The 16,628-nt window shown below is 45.0% G+C and carries 24 protein-coding genes, 2 tRNA genes and 1 pseudogene; 16 read left to right on the plus strand and 11 right to left on the minus strand.

Going from position 1 to position 16,628, the window contains the following annotated elements; all coding sequences use genetic code 11:
* The first annotated feature begins 47 nt into the window (after window positions 1–47).
* The 4 genes from LOS79_RS00910 (at window position 48) to LOS79_RS00925 (ending at window position 2,295) form a co-directional block, all read left to right on the plus strand.
* On the plus strand, window positions 48–1,610 hold the full coding sequence (locus LOS79_RS00910; protein WP_315415596.1) for an extracellular solute-binding protein: 1,563 nt from the start codon (window positions 48–50) through the stop codon (window positions 1,608–1,610).
* A gap of 239 nt (window positions 1,611–1,849) precedes the next feature.
* Window positions 1,850–2,014 (plus strand): hypothetical protein, encoded by a 165-nt coding sequence (locus tag LOS79_RS00915; RefSeq protein WP_019909365.1) that lies wholly within the window; start codon window positions 1,850–1,852, stop codon window positions 2,012–2,014.
* Window positions 2,015–2,097: 83 nt separating this feature from the next.
* Window positions 2,098–2,174: transfer RNA gene (locus LOS79_RS00920), tRNA-Met, on the plus strand.
* Between the two features lie 47 nt (window positions 2,175–2,221).
* Window positions 2,222–2,295, plus strand: a tRNA-Ile gene (locus LOS79_RS00925).
* 110 nt (window positions 2,296–2,405) lie between these two features.
* Here the strand turns inward: LOS79_RS00925 and LOS79_RS00930 are convergent.
* Together LOS79_RS00930 and LOS79_RS00935 are read right to left on the minus strand one after the other, a co-directional pair.
* Window positions 2,406–2,624 (minus strand): annotated as a pseudogene (locus LOS79_RS00930) (site-specific integrase); the annotation flags it as partial.
* Between the two features lie 45 nt (window positions 2,625–2,669).
* A complete protein-coding gene (locus LOS79_RS00935) occupies window positions 2,670–2,897 on the minus strand; it encodes a site-specific integrase (RefSeq protein ID WP_315415600.1) in 228 nt (75 codons plus the stop codon).
* A gap of 1,251 nt (window positions 2,898–4,148) precedes the next feature.
* Here LOS79_RS00935 and LOS79_RS00940 point away from each other — a divergent pair.
* Genes LOS79_RS00940 through LOS79_RS00950 form a run of 3 tightly spaced genes read left to right on the plus strand, consistent with a single transcriptional unit; the run spans window position 4,149 to window position 5,697 of the window.
* Window positions 4,149–5,042 (plus strand): replication protein, encoded by an 894-nt coding sequence (locus tag LOS79_RS00940; RefSeq protein ID WP_315415601.1) that lies wholly within the window; start codon window positions 4,149–4,151, stop codon window positions 5,040–5,042.
* Window positions 5,039–5,344 (plus strand): hypothetical protein, encoded by a 306-nt coding sequence (locus LOS79_RS00945; protein WP_315415603.1) that lies wholly within the window; start codon window positions 5,039–5,041, stop codon window positions 5,342–5,344. Before LOS79_RS00940 ends, LOS79_RS00945 begins: the two co-directional genes overlap by 4 nt.
* Window positions 5,345–5,382: 38 nt before the next feature.
* A complete protein-coding gene (locus LOS79_RS00950; RefSeq protein ID WP_315415604.1) occupies window positions 5,383–5,697 on the plus strand; it encodes an ArpU family phage packaging/lysis transcriptional regulator in 315 nt (104 codons plus the stop codon).
* A gap of 1,168 nt (window positions 5,698–6,865) precedes the next feature.
* Here the strand turns inward: LOS79_RS00950 and LOS79_RS00955 are convergent.
* Genes LOS79_RS00955 through LOS79_RS00965 form a run of 3 tightly spaced genes read right to left on the minus strand, consistent with a single transcriptional unit; the run spans window position 6,866 to window position 8,259 of the window.
* Window positions 6,866–7,399, minus strand: a complete 534-nt coding sequence (locus LOS79_RS00955; RefSeq protein WP_315415605.1) for a hypothetical protein — start codon at window positions 7,397–7,399, stop codon at window positions 6,866–6,868.
* A complete protein-coding gene (locus LOS79_RS00960; RefSeq protein ID WP_315415606.1) occupies window positions 7,350–7,814 on the minus strand; it encodes a restriction endonuclease subunit S domain-containing protein in 465 nt (154 codons plus the stop codon). The genes LOS79_RS00955 and LOS79_RS00960 overlap by 50 nt, the downstream gene beginning before the upstream one ends.
* Window positions 7,807–8,259: a hypothetical protein gene (locus LOS79_RS00965; RefSeq protein ID WP_315415607.1), complete on the minus strand. Its 453-nt coding sequence runs from the start codon at window positions 8,257–8,259 to the stop codon at window positions 7,807–7,809. Before LOS79_RS00965 ends, LOS79_RS00960 begins: the two co-directional genes overlap by 8 nt.
* A 1,031-nt stretch (window positions 8,260–9,290) precedes the next feature.
* On the opposite strand from LOS79_RS00965, the gene LOS79_RS00970 reads away from it, so the two are divergent.
* From LOS79_RS00970 to LOS79_RS00980, 3 genes are all read left to right on the plus strand, one after another.
* Window positions 9,291–9,536: a hypothetical protein gene (locus tag LOS79_RS00970; protein WP_315415609.1), complete on the plus strand. Its 246-nt coding sequence runs from the start codon at window positions 9,291–9,293 to the stop codon at window positions 9,534–9,536.
* Window positions 9,537–9,549: 13 nt separating this feature from the next.
* A complete protein-coding gene (locus LOS79_RS00975) occupies window positions 9,550–9,810 on the plus strand; it encodes a hypothetical protein (RefSeq protein WP_315415610.1) in 261 nt (86 codons plus the stop codon).
* Window positions 9,811–10,026: 216 nt separating this feature from the next.
* The gene (locus LOS79_RS00980; protein ID WP_315415612.1) at window positions 10,027–10,152 is read left to right on the plus strand and encodes a hypothetical protein; all 126 of its coding nucleotides are present in this window, start codon (window positions 10,027–10,029) and stop codon (window positions 10,150–10,152) included.
* On the opposite strand, the gene LOS79_RS00985 is transcribed toward LOS79_RS00980, so the two are convergent.
* The gene (locus LOS79_RS00985; RefSeq protein ID WP_315415613.1) at window positions 10,142–10,453 is read right to left on the minus strand and encodes a YHYH domain-containing protein; all 312 of its coding nucleotides are present in this window, start codon (window positions 10,451–10,453) and stop codon (window positions 10,142–10,144) included. The genes LOS79_RS00980 and LOS79_RS00985 overlap by 11 nt on opposite strands.
* 104 nt (window positions 10,454–10,557) lie before the next feature.
* Window positions 10,558–11,268 carry an SDR family NAD(P)-dependent oxidoreductase gene (locus LOS79_RS00990; protein ID WP_315415614.1) on the minus strand — a complete coding sequence of 237 codons (711 nt, stop codon included), beginning with the start codon at window positions 11,266–11,268 and terminating at the stop codon, window positions 10,558–10,560.
* 99 nt (window positions 11,269–11,367) lie between these two features.
* On the opposite strand from LOS79_RS00990, the gene LOS79_RS00995 reads away from it, so the two are divergent.
* The 5 genes from LOS79_RS00995 (at window position 11,368) to LOS79_RS01015 (ending at window position 14,030) form a co-directional block, all read left to right on the plus strand.
* Complete coding sequence (locus LOS79_RS00995) at window positions 11,368–11,727, plus strand: MerR family transcriptional regulator (protein ID WP_315415615.1); 360 nt, start codon at window positions 11,368–11,370, stop codon at window positions 11,725–11,727.
* 15 nt (window positions 11,728–11,742) lie between these two features.
* Window positions 11,743–12,012, plus strand: coding sequence for a hypothetical protein (locus tag LOS79_RS01000; RefSeq protein ID WP_315415616.1), 270 nt, complete (start codon window positions 11,743–11,745; stop codon window positions 12,010–12,012).
* Between the two features lie 152 nt (window positions 12,013–12,164).
* On the plus strand, window positions 12,165–13,019 hold the full coding sequence (locus LOS79_RS01005; RefSeq protein ID WP_315415618.1) for an ABC transporter ATP-binding protein: 855 nt from the start codon (window positions 12,165–12,167) through the stop codon (window positions 13,017–13,019).
* On the plus strand, window positions 13,012–13,665 hold the full coding sequence (locus LOS79_RS01010) for an ABC-2 transporter permease (protein ID WP_315415619.1): 654 nt from the start codon (window positions 13,012–13,014) through the stop codon (window positions 13,663–13,665). The genes LOS79_RS01005 and LOS79_RS01010 overlap by 8 nt, the downstream gene beginning before the upstream one ends.
* Window positions 13,665–14,030 carry a GntR family transcriptional regulator gene (locus LOS79_RS01015; protein WP_315415621.1) on the plus strand — a complete coding sequence of 122 codons (366 nt, stop codon included), beginning with the start codon at window positions 13,665–13,667 and terminating at the stop codon, window positions 14,028–14,030. The genes LOS79_RS01010 and LOS79_RS01015 overlap by 1 nt, the downstream gene beginning before the upstream one ends.
* A gap of 178 nt (window positions 14,031–14,208) precedes the next feature.
* Here the strand turns inward: LOS79_RS01015 and LOS79_RS01020 are convergent, their stop codons facing one another.
* The 3 genes from LOS79_RS01020 to LOS79_RS01030 form a co-directional block, all read right to left on the minus strand.
* The gene (locus LOS79_RS01020) at window positions 14,209–14,373 is read right to left on the minus strand and encodes a hypothetical protein (RefSeq protein ID WP_315415623.1); all 165 of its coding nucleotides are present in this window, start codon (window positions 14,371–14,373) and stop codon (window positions 14,209–14,211) included.
* An 84-nt stretch (window positions 14,374–14,457) separates the two neighbouring features.
* On the minus strand, window positions 14,458–14,982 hold the full coding sequence (locus LOS79_RS01025; RefSeq protein WP_315421910.1) for an ImmA/IrrE family metallo-endopeptidase: 525 nt from the start codon (window positions 14,980–14,982) through the stop codon (window positions 14,458–14,460).
* A gap of 161 nt (window positions 14,983–15,143) precedes the next feature.
* Entirely contained in the window at window positions 15,144–15,320 is a 177-nt protein-coding gene (locus LOS79_RS01030; protein WP_315415625.1) for a YjfB family protein, read from the minus strand.
* A gap of 460 nt (window positions 15,321–15,780) precedes the next feature.
* Here LOS79_RS01030 and LOS79_RS01035 point away from each other — a divergent pair, with 460 nt between their 5' ends.
* Window positions 15,781–15,993, plus strand: coding sequence for a hypothetical protein (locus LOS79_RS01035; protein ID WP_315415627.1), 213 nt, complete (start codon window positions 15,781–15,783; stop codon window positions 15,991–15,993).
* Between the two features lie 21 nt (window positions 15,994–16,014).
* On the opposite strand, the gene LOS79_RS01040 is transcribed toward LOS79_RS01035, so the two are convergent.
* Window positions 16,015–16,455 (minus strand): NucA/NucB deoxyribonuclease domain-containing protein, encoded by a 441-nt coding sequence (locus tag LOS79_RS01040; protein ID WP_315415629.1) that lies wholly within the window; start codon window positions 16,453–16,455, stop codon window positions 16,015–16,017.
* Window positions 16,456–16,628: the final 173 nt, after the last annotated feature.

The following is a 16,628-nucleotide window of genomic DNA, read 5'->3' on the forward strand; positions in this document are numbered from 1 at the left end:
AGTAGTGTAATTCATGACTGACAACATTTATACCGGGAGGGTTCTTCATGTCCAATTTATCCTTTCAGTTTAATCTCAGGCGTTTACTGGCGCTGGGAGTCTCTGTAGCGCTGCTGCTGCCTGTTATTCCAGCCGCCGCCGAGGCTCCCGTTCCTGCTGCCGGCAAGGGAACAGCTGTGGCCTCTTCAGCAGATAGCTTGCCTTCAGGCGGAAAGCGTGTGCTGCGGATCGGCAGCCTGTGGAGTAACGGTGACGACACTTATCTGCGCCAGAGCTTCACGGACCTCTACGAGCTAACCCATCCGGATGTGAAGCTGGAGTTTGTTCCGGCTGTGGATGTGGAGAAATCACGGTTCACCGGCTCCTACATGCCGGACGGACCGGATGCTCAGAAGCTTATGCGGAATGCGATGCTGGGGAGCGATCCGGTGGATATAATTATCGGAGACAGCAGCCTCATTCAAAACCTGGCAGACCAGAACCTGCTTGCGCCGCTACAGCCGCTGATTGACCGTGACGCCTATGATCTCAGCAACATGGCTCCTACGATGCTGAACGGAGTCCGGGCGCTGGGACGGGGGCATCTGTTCGCTCTGGCACCTACGTTCAGTGCAAGCGTGCTTTATTACAACAAAGGGATATTCGATAAGGCCGGTGCAGCCTATCCGGTGGATGGTATGACCTGGGATGAGCTGTTCGCACTGGCGGGCAAGGTGACGAAGACCTCCAAACAGGGGGAAGGCCGGATTTACGGTTTTTCCATGAGCCGCTATGTGGGTGATCCTTTCTGGGATCTGCAGTCCTATCTTTCACCTCTCCAGGCTGCCGTGTATGACAATCAAGGCAGGGCCATGACAGTGAATAATGCCGTGTGGAGCGAAGGCTGGACCACCTTCAGCACCCTAATGCAGAAGCAGATTATTCCCGATCCGGCGGATATCGAAGCTGCTGCCGCTGCCGGATCAGCAGCCCAAGGGGAAGGGGAATTTAATCCGCTCCAAGGAGATTTATTCCTGACAGGCGGAGCGGCAATGGTTATCGGGGATTATGGATATTTGAACGATCTGGCGGCTGTGGACCGTAATGCTTACCGGATCAAGAACTATAGCCCGGTAGATTGGGGGATCGCGGAAGTGCCTTCATTTGCCGGGAAACCGGGAGTGGCCGTTGGGGCCAGTCTTGACAATATGCTGGCTATCAACAGTACGGCACAGAATGCGGAGGATGCCTGGGAACTGATTAAATACGTGAACAGCAATGAAGCGGCCCGAATCAAGTCGAATAACCGGTATCAGCTCACCTCCCGCATGGACTATAACAGCCCGCAGAAGGCTGGAATAAGCCTGGCTCCCTTTTACAACCTGAAGCCGGTACCGGTAAGCCCTTCTTTTCCGAATAGTCTGCAGTTCCGGATGGAGAACCTGTATCAGGTTAACCAGGCTGGACAGATGCTGTTCAATGAAGTCGTGCAAGGTAAACGGACGGTGGCCAATGCCCTCAAAGCCTGGGAGCAGCAAGGCAATCATATGCTGAATGCGATGCGCAAGGATCCGGCGGTGTTCTTTAATCTCGATAACGGATGGCTGGAGGCAAGCAGGAAGAATAAGTGACTTGAGCAAACCGGCAGCCCTCCTTGGGTAAAGTATTGTACGGCGGGAGGGGCCAGCGGTGCGGAGCACTCTGACCTTACGGACCGTAGCGCACTTATTTTCTCCAGTCCGCTAATAAAGGGAAGCCACGCAGAATTTACCACTCTCTCTGTAGCGGCTTCCCTTGTTATTATTGCAAACTTGGGCATGATAAGGAGCAGAAAGACATATACTTTATACGAAAAGGAGCAGAGGGCATCATGAATTGGATCTATTTCGCGAAATTGTTCCGGACAAGATTTCAGGCTGGCTGTCTGGCCAAAAGACTGGAGCAGGACGGCTGGATTTATGGCTACCATGATCCGCGTTTTGTGGAAATTTACCGCTCGCGTAAAGGGCGTTATGGTGTGCGTTTCCTCCCTTGAATGAATTATCAAAAATCGGCCTTGACTTTTTCCGTATATATATTGTATATTATCTATTGTCGCTGTTTGAATTTGATTACTGACGCGGGGTGGAGCAGCCCGGTAGCTCGTCGGGCTCATAACCCGAAGGCCGCAGGTTCAAATCCTGCCCCCGCAACCAATTTTATTCTTCGGACAGCACTTTTATTTATACGGATATCCTAGTCCGGGCCCTTAGCTCAGTTGGTTAGAGCGGTCGGCTCATAACCGATTGGTCACAGGTTCGAGTCCTGTAGGGCCCACTTCACTGAAACCCTTACCCTGTAAGGGTTTTTTGCTGTTTGTAGGCAGATAAATTGACAATGATAAATAGACCGGTAACCTGGTAAAAAGGCAGATGGTCACATTTTGGTCACGGCGCTATTTCATCGCCGGTATTCTTGCTCAATTTCATTTTGGAATCGATCAGATCAGCAGCATCTCTCTGCATATCAGGGAGCAGGTGGGAGTATCGATCCAGATAAATCTGGACGCTGCTGTGCTCAAGGCGCTCGGCCCCGATTTTGGCATTGATTCCATTGTTCAATAACATGGAAGCGTATGAATGCCTAAGATCATAGAAACGAATTTTGGGTAGCTCTGACTTTACTGTTAAGAATGCGAACGTTTCTGTAACTCATCTCGGCTTGATGGGCTCGCCATTAGCATAGCAGCATACAAGATCATGATCCTTATAGTTGTCTACCCCAATGTTTTGTTTGTCAATTTCAATCATCTGTTGCCGATGCTTCAGGTCAGCGATAAGCATATTGCCAATAGGAATTCTACGAGCTGAGCTTGAAGTCTTGGTATCTTGAATGACAATGCCTTTAGAGGGTGTCCAATTCACCGTTTGTTGAATCATCAGGCTCTTGCCTTCCCAATCGATGTCCCCCTCCTTAGCCCAAGGAATTCTCCTTTGCACATGCCTGTATGTATAGCCAGGGAATATACAATATGATGAACATGGCCTTCTGCGGTATCCAAAAAGTGCAGACACTACTCCATGCTCCAGGTCTTCATCTCCTTTCTCCGCAGCTTTGGAGCCTCTACCTTGTCCAAAGGGTTAGAAGCAATCATTTCCCACTTCACAGCTTGTCTGAATGCCTTACGCAGGATAGCGTGGATATGGCGCACGTAATCTGCTGAGTACTTTTCAAGTAGCCCATTGTAAGCCATATCTCGAAAAAGGCTGCAATTGTCATGTTGTTCTCAGGGATATATTCTCCTTTATGCACACTGGACAGAAGCGCTACCAATGCCCGACCGGCTTCTTTTTGTGTAGGAAAGCCTCCTTTCTTTTTTTAAATTCTTTTGCCTGTCCCTTGATCCAATGGAAGATCAACGACATAAGTCCATGTTTTCCCTCGCTTAAATACCTTTCCTTTCATGATTTCCTCCCACTATAAATTTTTCATGAGAATAATTATATGTGCATCACTCCCTTCAAGATTTTAGAAGTTCAAAGTATCGTCAATGGCTTCCATCGATAAATATAGCCGTGTTGCCAATTTGCCGTTTCGCCATGCCAAGCGCGATAAGTTTATAGCAACGAAGCCTTTGCGATCGGCAGAAATGGAGAGATCGCCGTAAAATATAGTTGCTGAATCATGGGACATATAAGATGGCATTTCGCAGCTTTCATAATTTCCAACAACCTCAATCTCTAACGGGTTGTCCCAATCAAAGCCTTCAGATTGTTCGATGATAAGCGTATGTGGCCGAGAACAGTCGCCATCCCAATTGTAATAAGCACGAATATGTAAGTTGGCTCGGTTAGTTGTGTAGCTTTCAGAGGTTTGTACGGAATCCGCTGCAGCATCATGTGCTGGTCAAGAACATCAAGCGGAGTGAACAACAAAAAAGGTACATAAGCACCGTAAATGCTTACATACCTGGTCCAACACGCGTGGCTATTATCTCATAAAATATTTAGCAATGCATCTTCCTTACTTAGCGCAATTTTGCGTTCAGTCGACCGGAGTGACAAAGGGGGTGTGCGATGAAGCATGTCGAACAATGGATCTATTTAATCTCATCAGTGTTCAGATCGGGCAGCCGCCAGAGGTCATGAATAGGGTGTACTACGAGCAGGCAACCGGCTTATTCGTTTCGTTTGTATGCGGACGTAGGCATTACGAGATCCCCGCCAACGGATGCTCACATCAGAATATCGCATGAAATACACCAAGAGCTGATCCGGTGGAAGTTTTCTCAGCGCCAGCGTGATGTCATAGATTTTATCCTGACGCTGAACTGGGGGTGTGGGAAGCCATCGGCAATCATTCCGGAATTGAAGGATTTTGCTGAAACAGGAATAGGTAAAAATCATATCCGTGGTGTCTTAGAAGGGCTTCTTCAAGGGAAGGTCATTCTATGGGATAAGGAGTTGAATACTTTTCAGCTGAACAAGCATTATGATCTCTGGAACATGGAGTCAGTCATAAGCGCGAATCCTAACAGGTTCAAGGAGCTAATCAATCTCAATCTGGCAAGACCATCGCCCAATTTGCTGAAATCTGCCGTACCCGAAAAGGGAAGCGTCTCACGTAATTATCCTAGTTGTATCAAGGGTTCCAGCGTTCTTAAAGCTAGTATTAAAGCTATTAAAAGATTTAAAAGAACTACTACTACAACAATAACAACAACAATTAGAACAAGCACGGACACGTTGAAGAAGGAACATGGGTCCTATTCATTCCAGAACATCTTGCTGGACTACAAAAATAACTTTGTCGCAGGCGGCAAGCTAACCCCTTTTGACGAAAATGACCTGCAGTCCTTATTCGGCACTTACGGAGGAGAATGGCTGCATACAGCCATGAGAACAGCCTACCGGCTCGGCGCGGATAAGCGGAACCTGGCTTATGTACAAGGCATCCTCTGGGGCTATCGTGAGCGGGGCGGTATAGATAAACCGGAAACCAGGAAACCCGTAGAGCCTTCGCCAACGCCGTACGCTCCAAGGAACTACGAGGGTTCACGCAGCCAGGGGAGTGCGAGGGATTGAAGAACTTTCAGGTCACGGAGCTCAACATCTCATTGGTACCGGTGGATTGGTTATTTGCAAGGTACCAAAAGTTGAAGAAGTCAGTAAAGATAACAGCTACCGTGAAGCAAGAACTGAAGATCATTAAGGAGTATTTGAAGAAAACGGGTAAATCTTCTGCCCGTGCTTACGATGAAGAATTGGAACAGATTGAAATGAATATTCCTGTAGCCATCCGGCAGCAATACGTATCTATCGTAGAGTATCGCTTGAAGCAATATTATCAGGCAAATAACCGGATTAATTGGTTGAATCAGAGCTGATGCAGATAAAACCGAAAGAGCCTAAGGTCACAGCGGGGATGGAACTTACCGGCATCAGTATACGATCTGGAATCCCTCATTCTTCCACGGAGCAAGCCGTCATGAGTATGTATGATAAAGCCGAAAGGCTCCAGGATGAGATATGGGAGGTTGAGGATCAGTTATATCCGATGGAAAAAGCCTTGCGTAGCCTTGATCCTGATCAACTCATGCTGATTGAAGTGAAGTATTTTTGCCGGGAAGAAGAGTTAGATGATTACCTAATGAACGAATTCAACTGGTACCGTGCCAAGTATTATCAGGTAAAGAAAACTGCTCTTATTTTACTGGCCCAGTCTCTACGGATTATCTAAATACCGTTCAGGGCTCTAATAGATCTCAACTAAATGACAGAGAGGATGAATAGTTTGGAACCTGATTATCCCGTATTCAATGCAGCGCAACTGCTCAGATTTGTACATGAGGATGCATATCTCAAATGGATGTATACCGATCTGTTGAAAGTGTTTATCTTCTTTTTTGGCATATGACTCATATTCATCAGTGACGGCAGAATCGCCCAATACATTTGCGTTAAACAATACTTCTATTTAGCTTGAACTGGAAAGCTATATAGCATGAAATGGAAAGCTATATGTTGATTTAGGATACAAGAATGCCCAAGGAGCTTCTTGCTGAACGGCTGGAATTCATTCTGCTGTATTCAGGGTGGAGCTGGTTATAGAGGGCCAAGGCCATCTGTCTGGTTCAAATCCAATCCCAAGCTGACCCATACGGACGCCACAGCCTTTATTCGCTCAAAAAAGGTCACTTGGGCGGGCTTACGGACACGACGGCCCTTATCTGCCGCTTTTCATGGGCAAACTCCACTTTTCCGGTGAAATAACGGCGCTCATGTCCGCAAGGCCGGCACTCCGGTACCTATCGCAGGCTTAACGTCGCTCATGTCCGTAATGCGGCTGGCTGCTTTTCTTAATGAAGGGCACATTCAACCCATTTACCTGCGCGCGGCAGCTCATTGTACATGATTTTCCGCTTAAAGATGAGTTTTGGACTTCCGGCCGCTGTTTATGGTGAACATTCTGTAACTCAGGAGGTCGCTAGTGCCCCTACATATTCCACCCGCCACCAACTCTCTTTTTTCTTAAGTTTTTTAGTTCAATCTATATAGTGCTGTTTCAAAGGCATGTCCTTTTAGTAATCTTGAATGAAAATAATGGGAACTTATGTTCTAATAAATCCACGTATAACCATAAAAACGAAAATCATAAAAAGAGGGACTTCGTTAATATTATATTTGGATAGCTATATAGAAGGTGCTCAAAGTAAAGGAGAAAGGATGTCTTTTGTATTCCGCCAAAAGATGAGCTAAAAGCAATACTAGGATAGGGCAGGGTTTGCCGATATTCTTTCCATCTACCAAACAGATTTACTCCTGTTTGGTAGTGGAAATTAAACTTCGAGATTTGGGAAGGTACTCCTTTTTCATGCTTACAAATTTAAGCTCAGAGAGGCTTGATATTATGAAGTAGATCCATTTAAAAATTCATTCAAATTATCAATTGCACTATTTAGGATTTCTTTATCTTGCTCGTCCAAATTCTTGAAAGAATTTAAAATGCTGAGAGAAACTCTGTCAATTAACTGCAACGTGGAATTTAAACTCATTTCCAACTTAAACTCATGGGAGTCATATCTAGTAAAATCGAGCTCAATCAATTTCTCATCAGCTATTATTATTCTTGTAGTAAGTGATTTCCAGTCATACTTATAGCTACCATCTTTGATTTCATTCCAGATACCTCTACCGTATTTTAAGGACAGCTTCCATATCCATATTGAAAATTCTTTATTGAGTCCTCCGTCTATTAATAAATCATAAGTTTCTTTATGCTCATACCCATTTATAAGAAAAGAAATAAAGTCCTTAGCAGAATCTTCTAAAAGTGTCGTGAAATCTGCTTTTAAAAAAGAATAGTTATGCTGGTTTGTATCTAATAATTGCTCAATTACTTCCTTTAAGTGTTGTCTTTCTGTTAATTGCTTTTCCATCATTATTAGTCCTGGTAAGTCGCTTTTTAGCCAATTCGTCATGCACATCAGACCCTTCTGATTTTATGTTTTTGGTCATATCTTTTTTTCCATCAGTAAATTCTAAATCTTGCATAGTACTTTGTTTGATGCTATAGTCCTTTTGTTTCAATGGAGTTAAGCTCTGAATTTTAGTATCAAGAGTACTAAGCTTCTCAGTTATAGTTTGCTGATTTTCAACTATCATTTGATTCATGTTATTTAGGTTTCTCAACACGTCTTTAACATAATTATGATCGTAGGTACCAACTTTACTGGAGATTAAGGTGTTTCTATGTTTGCTATCGATATCTGCTAGACGTTTGGATTCCTCTTTTCTGAAAATTATGAATTTATAAAATACTATCAAGAAAAGGAAGATAATGATTAATTCAAACATGATGTTCAGCCCCTTCTCCTTGCAAGATGCTGTTTTCACTTTTTTGTTTTTTTATATAACTTGAAATTAACTCAGTTAAAGGGAATGCAGTCCACATTACTGCTACTCCCACAAATATATATATATCGGTTTGTTTTAAATAAGAAGTGTTCTTCCAAGAAAAATACAACGAAATTATTACAAATACAAAAATCGTGAAAATAAGCGAAGAATTCCTTGAATTAGATGTTCCTTTTTGAACGTAAACAGGATTTGTATGTATAAAAACAATATGTCTTATGTGAACTATAATAAACTGATAACATAGAATTCCAAATACAACAAAAAGGAGTTGAAGATAATTTTTATCACCCCAAGTGTTTATTCGAACACTTAACCAAGTTGCCAACATAGTTATAAAAAAAGAATCTTCCCCCGTCATAGTTAATCCTGTTACATTATTCATGTAGGTATCCTTTCTGTTTGGAACAATATAATCTCTTACTTCATATTATTATACCTAATTTTTCCGTATACTTCTATAATATAGAATTTTAAGTGAGTTATGAGTTATATATCGTTCTGTTTAATGGAAATTGACGACGGCCACCACTACCAAAAATCCTGTCTTTGTTTCATGGTCTGAAAAATCTTATGTCTCATTTTATACTATATGAATCCACTCCCCACTTACTTTGGTATCGAGGGGAATTTGTGATACAGATATAGCGTACTTTTGCTTAGGCCTGGCATCAACACCTTGTAATCAGCACAATTATGTTATACCTAGCCCTTCTTGGAAAACACGATTGTGGTATTTGTATTAATGCAATAGTTAAGTGGAGCACAAAGTACTTCATTAAAATACCTGGCCGAGGTTCAAAGGAAATTAATTCAGGATCATCTACAGATTAATGGAGTAAATGGTAATTGAACCAAAAGCAAATTGAGTCGGAATGGGGTGGAAACTCTATGATAGACGAGTGGATTTCCCCGACATGCTACCAACGATGGTGAAAGGGCTGATAGAAAAGAGAGCTTGTTCTTAGTCTGGAATTTGGCTAAGGCCGTTGCGAAATCAGCGCGGCAAAAAAATTGCTAAGCCTCCAACGTTAGAAATGACCATACGTTCTATTCCCACACTAAGCGATTACTTCCTTCCAAACACTCTTTATAAAGCCATATAAATTCCTAGCTATAGCATTTAGACTGCTCATTTACTATCCCCTCAATCTGTCGATATATGTAATATAGGATTATTTTACCACGAAAAATAGTATACGAGTATCATTAATTTGGGTATACAATAGCTTATGCTTTTCTATGAATAGCCAAAATTAATTGACACATGAGAGGAACAATATCCCTAGTTAAAGTGACCTGTTATCGGGGAATTCCATAACCCATACTTTTTCAGAACTTTCTTCTCACGCTCAACTTGCCTCCATGAGCTATGATCATAAAGTAGACATATTGCTCAGAGGAGGTAGGACATCATTGCATATTGTACTTGTTGGCGTAAAGCCAGAAATCAGTGATCCCCATTTTAAATTTCATGTATGTGGTACGTTTGAGGAAGTCAAAGAAAGCTCCTTGATCCTGATGCCGGGATACGTCCTAATCCATGAGGATGAGGCTCGTAGTATCTTACCTTTAGCGGAGGAGATCCCTGTAAAGTTTGTCGTCATTAGTGAGGTAACCAGCCTCTCTCAGCGACAGCAATACGAAGCTGGACCGCATTAGGCGCTTCGGACGTATGGCTTACGGGAGTTGGCAAGAGAAACTGCTCGAAGCTCATCATCTGGTAGAGGTGAAGCCTCAACAGATCGCCTTGCCACTAGCAAACGAACCGAATCGGGAAATGGTAGCGGGATGCTTAAGCGGCAGGCCCGTATTTGCGGTTCCGAATCATCCAGATCCATTTCATTCCCAGGCGAATACAGATGAGTTGTTGGAAGGACTTTTATCCCCGATTTTGCAAAAACAGAAAAAGCGAGGGCTTGGACGGTTTTTCTAACGAGAATATCCATTCAAGCATTGTAAGATCCAAACTGCTTCAAGTATTGAAGCGGTATTTTGTGCTGTCCGGAAAGCCAACCCTTCCATCGTACCTGCTGCAGTCTTGATTGCCGCTGCAGGAATTGGCGGGCTGCTGCCGGATCCGGACCATAAGACCAGCACGGTCAGTAATAAGCTCCAGTTCTCAGCAAAGATGCGGAAACACCTAAAGGGAATGTCTATTCTATCGCTGGGAATGGGAATCGTGTGGTTTGTCCTGCAGCAGCCGATGCCCTGGCTATGGGCAGCAGTTGGCCTGAGACTTGCCTTAGCCTCTACAGGAAATCAGGTTATGGCGTAGCGCTAGGCTTGGCTGTTGGTTTGTTTGTAGGTTTTGTTGCAGACTTAGCTGATGGTTTAGCAGTCGGCTTGGCAGTCGGCTTAGCAGTCGGCTTGACAGTTGGCTTAACAGTCGCAGCAGGCTTTGTGCTTCCTCCGCCATTGTGGTAATGATACTCCCCGTTTTTTAATCCCCACTTGGCACAGTTAGTGCGGCAGTAATGGCCGCCATTCGCATCAGTACGTCCCGGATGCGCCTCGGCAAGTACCGGAACTGACAGTAAAACAAATACCATGAAGATTGGAAGAAGAATTTTTTTCATAAAAGAAATACCCCCAGTGTATGATTCTGGGAGTATTCTATCAGTTTCAGGTAATTATTTCTAGAGTTTCCGGCTAAGTTGTTAGAATTAAGAGCCATGCCGGATTACCAGCCATACACCCCGTCTACATCCAGGAACTCCCCGTTATGCCGCTTACCGTCGGTTGCATATCCGACAATAATGGCTGCGCCTGCTTCTTTGGATTTACCGCCTTCAGCATTGCCGTTCAGATCTGTCTTCGTGAAACCGGGGGTGACGGCGAACACTTGCGCATTGGTCTTGCTGCATTCAATTGCCATAGCCACTGTCATCGCATTACCCGCGGTCTTGGAGGCGTTATAGTCGAATGCATTAAGCGCATATTCCGAGCTCTGCATGAAGTGCAGGGAGGCCATATCGGTCGATACATTAACGATCGTTCCTTCATTGCTGCGGATCAATGGCAGCAGCAGCTGGTTCAAGCGGAATGTGCCGAAGAAGTTGACTTCAAATGCATTCCGCAGATCGGTTTCTTTCGTATCGCTGAATGAACGCGAGAAGGCTCCCGGCATACCGGCGTTATTGATCAGAAGCGTCAGAGCAGGGTAATCGGTCTGAATGATGCCTGCTGCCTGTTCAATACTCTGCTTGTCCGTCATATCAATCTGCAGAAACTCCACATCTAAGCCCTGGCTCCGCAGCTCCGCAGCGGCTTCCCTGCCCAATTGTGTATTGCGTGCACCTAGCAGTACCTTCCATCCGGCGTTCCCCAGTTGTCTTGCAGTTTCCAATCCTATGCCTTTATTAGCGCCAGTTACGAAAGCAATTTGGTTCATGATAATCCCTCTTTCTATGAGTTATGGTCCGGCAACAATTCAAAGTCTAATATGCTACACTTAGTGTAGGTCAACATAAATAATAGGGAGTGCAACGAAATGTTTACAATAGGACAAGTCGCCAAAAAAGTCGGGGTAGGCATAGGAGCGATCCGCTTTTATGAACGAAAAGGGCTGCTGGAGCAAGTAATCCGCAATGACCAAAACAATCGCCTGTATACCGATAACGAGATCGGCTGGCTGATCTTCCTTAAGTGTCTGCGGGAAACCGGGATGAGCGTGGAAGAAATCAAGAAGTATCACGATATGGTCAAAGCCGGAACGGCCACCCTGCCGGAGCGGATTAAGCTGATTCAAGACCAGAAGCAGCAGCTGCTGGATGATATTGAGGCGAAGAAAGCCCAGCTGGTTCATCTGGAGCATAAGCTTGAGCGTTACTATGCGGGAGAGAATTATTAACTAAGGAGGCCTGCAATGAAAATATTCAAAAAATTGAGCTTATGGCTGCCGGTCCTGTCTTTGGCTGTGTGTCTAATCAATTACTCCGGAAATGATGATAAGAATCTGCTGCTATTCCTGACAAGTCCGGTGCTGCTATGGCTGAATCCGCAGTTGACTGACATGTCTTATGCTATGGACAATGAACGTTTGTCATATCTGATACTGTACGCTATTCATTTCTCCACCTGGCTGCTGTTTGGAATATTGTTTGATTGGATTGTGTCGCGGAGAAGAGCTAAGTAAGGTAGCAGAATATGAATAAGTCCAGAAAAGCACCCGGACGGGTGCTTTTTGTATGCGCAGGAAATAATTTGCGAAGAGTAATTGACGTTAATACACTTTTAGTGATATATTGTGCATACACAAGATACACAATATGAAGGCGGAGGTAAACTATGCTGGCATTGGATATCAGAAATGTAAATAAGAAATATGAACACTTTCAGTTGAAGAACGTTTCTTTCCAAATGGAAAAGGGCTATATCATGGGGTTTATCGGAGCCAATGGTGCAGGAAAAACAACGACCATCAAATCTATTTTGAATATAACGCGTATCGACAGCGGGGAAATCCACATTCTGGGCAAGAATATGTCTGAGCATGAACTCCAGCTGAAGCAGGAAATCGGCTATGCCTTTGGAGATATCAGCTTCTATACCCGTAACACAATCAAGACGTTAACGAATGTGATTAAAAAGTTCTATCAGAATTGGAATGATGATACCTACTATAAGTACTTGAGCAAATTCAATCTGATTGAGGATAAAAAAATCGCGGAATTGTCTACCGGTATGAGGGTGAAATACAATCTTGCCCTCGCCCTGTCCCACGGTGCCAAGCTGCTGGTGCTGGATGAACCGACCAGCGGACTTGATCCGGTGGCCAGAGACGGTTTGCTGGATATATTCCGCGAACTGGTGGTAGACGGCGAGATCAGTATTCTTTTCTCAACTCATATAACATCAGATCTGGAGAAATGCGCCGACTATATTACCTATATGCATAACGGGCAGATCATTAACAGCGCCGAGAAAGAAGAATTTATTAATACGTACCTCTTGCTGAGCGGAACATTAGAGCAATTGGAGACGGTTAAAGATAAGCTGATCTCCTATAAAACCAATTCATTCGGCTTTACCGGCCTGATTCATACCCGTGATTATGATCACTCACTAAATATTCGAAACGCTTTGCCTAATCTGGAGGAGATTATGATCTATTTCTCGAAAACGGAGGGTGCTTATGTATAACTTACTGAGGAAAGAATTAAAGATAGGCACCAATGTATTCTTTTATATTCTGCCCTTCCTGACTGGGGCTTTAATGCTAATTCCAGCCTGGCTGTACTTTCTGGTTATCCTGTACTTTTGCTTCATTACGGTGCCGAATATGTTCGGAGGGTACAAGAGCCAGAATGATTTGTTATTCACCAGCATGCTGCCTGTAACGAAGAAGGATATTGTAAAAGCGAGAGTATGGTTTATTGTGATTCTGGAATTAATGCACATCGTTACCGCCATCATCTATGGCATGATCAGCGTACGCTTATATCCTAATCTTACCTATTTCTTCTTCGGGCCGTCCTTCGGGTTCTGGGGGCTCTGTTTTGTAATGATGGCGATCTTCAATATTATCCTGATACCTATGTATTATAAGACAGCTTATAAATACGGAGCAGCTACGGTTGCAGCGACCACAGCAGCAGTCCTGTTTGCCGGAGGCGCAGAATGGCTTGGTATTCAGAATTCCTTCGTACATGACCTCTTCAAAGGAGACGGACTGGACCGTCCGGGCATTCAGCTCGCCATCTTTGCAGGTGGTATATTAATTTTTGCAATCTTTACATCAATCGCTTATTATGTTGCTAACAAACGGTTTGAGAGAGTTGAAATGTAATGAATATAGCAATTTCGCATACTTCCGAGAAGCCTATCTACCAACAGCTATTTGAACAGATCAGCGCGCAGATTCTTAAGGGAGAACTGGAAAGCGGGTATAGTCTGCCGCCGATAAGGCAAGCAGCCCCGGAGCTTGGTGTCAGTATCATCACTGTTAAAAAAGCCTGGGAGGAGCTCGAACGCAGCGGATTAATCTATACGGTTACCGGCAAAGGATGCTTCGTCTCCGGGCTTTCGGCGGAAGAGATGCTGCATAAACGCAATGAAATGATTTTGAAGCAGATGACGATTGATACTTCCTATTACAAATCCCTCGGGCTTGAGCTAGAGGAAGTGATTGAGCTTCTGAAAGAGATCTATTAAAAAGGGTATGCCAGCCAGGTTCACTCCCGGTATTTAAGGTTGATTTAAGCCGGAGTGAGTATAGTGTATGTATACCCCCTGATTAACCCTTGACCCTGCCGGATACTGGCGGGGTCACTTTTTGTATGAAGAGTGAGGCCGGTTCAGGAGGAGAGAGGGCGCTTCGCCGCACCGGTAGTTATTCGTATTCCTTGGGCTCCTGCAGCAGGATGGAGAAGGTTTGGGTTGCATGATCCACTTCAATGTTCTCAATGCCGACAAAATCCGGACTTTCGGGGTGGACAGCATCTACATAATAGTCAGGATGTGTCATTAATAATTGTATGAGTTTGATGGCTTCCATGACGCTCCCCCTTACGGTAATATCACCATGCATAGAGGTATTTCAGCTGTTCTGATGCCTGTGGTGATATTATTTCCGCAGCGCTTAGCGAATATGTCCGTGGATGATATTTCTGTCTTCGTTGCGTTCCATTACTGCCATCAATTGTCCTTGAAGGATACGTCTTTGAATCTGGTCAATCCGCTGCAGCGCCAGTTCAGCAGGAACCTGGAAGGCTGTGGCAAGTTCTGTAACGGCATCTTCACGGAGCTGGGGCAATATGCCTGCAGAGATCATGGAATAGGGCATAGCGGCATACAGGATGAAGCGGTCGGACTCGTCCTTCTGTGCCTGTGTGAACTTTCCGGGCATTAGCGTAGCTGTGCCGGCATGACGGAGGAGATGACAGAGCTCATGAAGAAATTCCAGACGCTGCAGTCCGGGCGGAAGCCTGTTGTCAATAAACATACTGTACATTCCTGCACTGGCCTCGATGCTCTTGCTTCGGACATCCAGATAATGAACCCAAATATTCAGGCGTTCGGCAATGAATTCAATGGAGATCTGCTGCGGCTGCTGCACACCGATCCGCCGGTATAAATCCTCAGTCCATTTCTCCAAAGCAGTCATCTGGTAATAACTATACATCATCAATCACCTCAAAGTAAGATCGTATGTTCGTATTAATGGTCAAAAGAAAAGCCCTGAAGGGCTTAGTGATACAGCCTGCTGAACCGTCAGCGGCTGATAAATTCGGAACGGGTGTTCCTATGTATGTAAGCATAAAGCAATCACACTTTAATATCAAGTGTTTTTCCCAAAGTGGGATGGGAGCCCTGATTCAGCATCTGGACCATATTCTGGGCACCGGTCTCCGCCTGATCCTTAGCGAGGCTTAATACCTGCAAGCCTGCGGCCTGCTTGATTGAAGCCTGGCTCATAACAACGGATAATGCAGCAATATCCATGTGGCATAGCCTCCTGAAGTTTTTGTATACCTCTCTAATATCGGCTGCCTGCAGCTGCTCCATTAGGTGAATGGTATTTCTTTGCCGGATGGCCCATGCAGCGGAGTAGGTTTCTACATATTCTGTGCTGTATTCAATATTCAAGAGGAGGAATTAAATTATGGGTGCAGATTATGGTTGCGGTTGTGGAAACAACGTTGGTGGAGTTAACCAGGGACCTCCTGTAGTTATGCCGGTTGTCAGCCCTTGGACTTCCACTGGCGCAATTCTGGTTCTGTTCATTCTGCTTGTTATCATCACCAGAGCCTGTTTGTTCTAAAACGGCCGTTAGCAAGTGTAGCTCTGCCCTGGCTTAATGCCGGGCAGGGCTATTTTGTGATTATGGAATTGCATAAAGAACATTTGTTCGCATATAATACAGGCAAATGCGCTTGCAGGTCTGGAAGGAGAGTGGGGCAACATGCATCCGAAGGATATGAATAAATGGATCGGGCGGGTCATTGAAATTATATATGAGGATAACTCAGGCAATATCACACAGCGGAGAATTGAAGTTCATGGCTGCAAAGGAAATCTCCTGCGGGCTACCTGTCTGGCTACGGGCAGACCGCGGGTATTCCGGTCGGAGGGAATTCTGGCCTGGAGCCAGGTAAAGGGCGCCCATGCCGGATGAGGCATTCAGCAGTCCTGCTGTTTATTTGAACATAAACTCCACGCGTGTGCCGTCAGCGAAGTCCTCCAGCTGATTGCCGACCCAGCTTCCTGCCCCGCGGTTGTCACTCGGGGTTATGTATTCAATATCGGCACCGGCACCCCCCTCCGCACACATGGCCATCGGCCATTCGTCCCGGTCATACCCTTTTTTGGTAGGTATGCCTTTCAGGGATTCCTTGCGGTTCTCCTCGGCATTCTCCCGGTTGATTGTGCAGATGGCAGACTCCCCGCTTTTAATCGCATCCTGGATATGTTTGGCGGTTTCCGGATAGCGTTCCGCCGGGAATTCAAGCTGGACAACTCCGGCATTTCCTGTTGACGGGGTTTCGGCCGGCAGGCCCCCGTTCTCCTCGAACCAATACGCAGCCAGAGTGAGCAGGGCGATAATGATGAGACTGGTGATGAATTTTTTGGCTTTCATATCTGCTCCTTAAAGTTTTGTTAGCATAGACCCTCCTGAAGAACTTCGCAAAACTTGCTTCGGAAGCATATGCTTAAGTTTTGTTAGCATAGACCCTCCCGAAGAGCTTCGCATAACTCGAACTCGCTTGGGAAGCCTATGCCCACCATAGTATAACGTGAAAATGCCTGTTT

This window comes from Paenibacillus sp. MMS20-IR301 (genome assembly GCF_032302195.1).
Taxonomy (GTDB): Bacteria; Bacillota; Bacilli; order Paenibacillales; family Paenibacillaceae; genus Paenibacillus_AQ.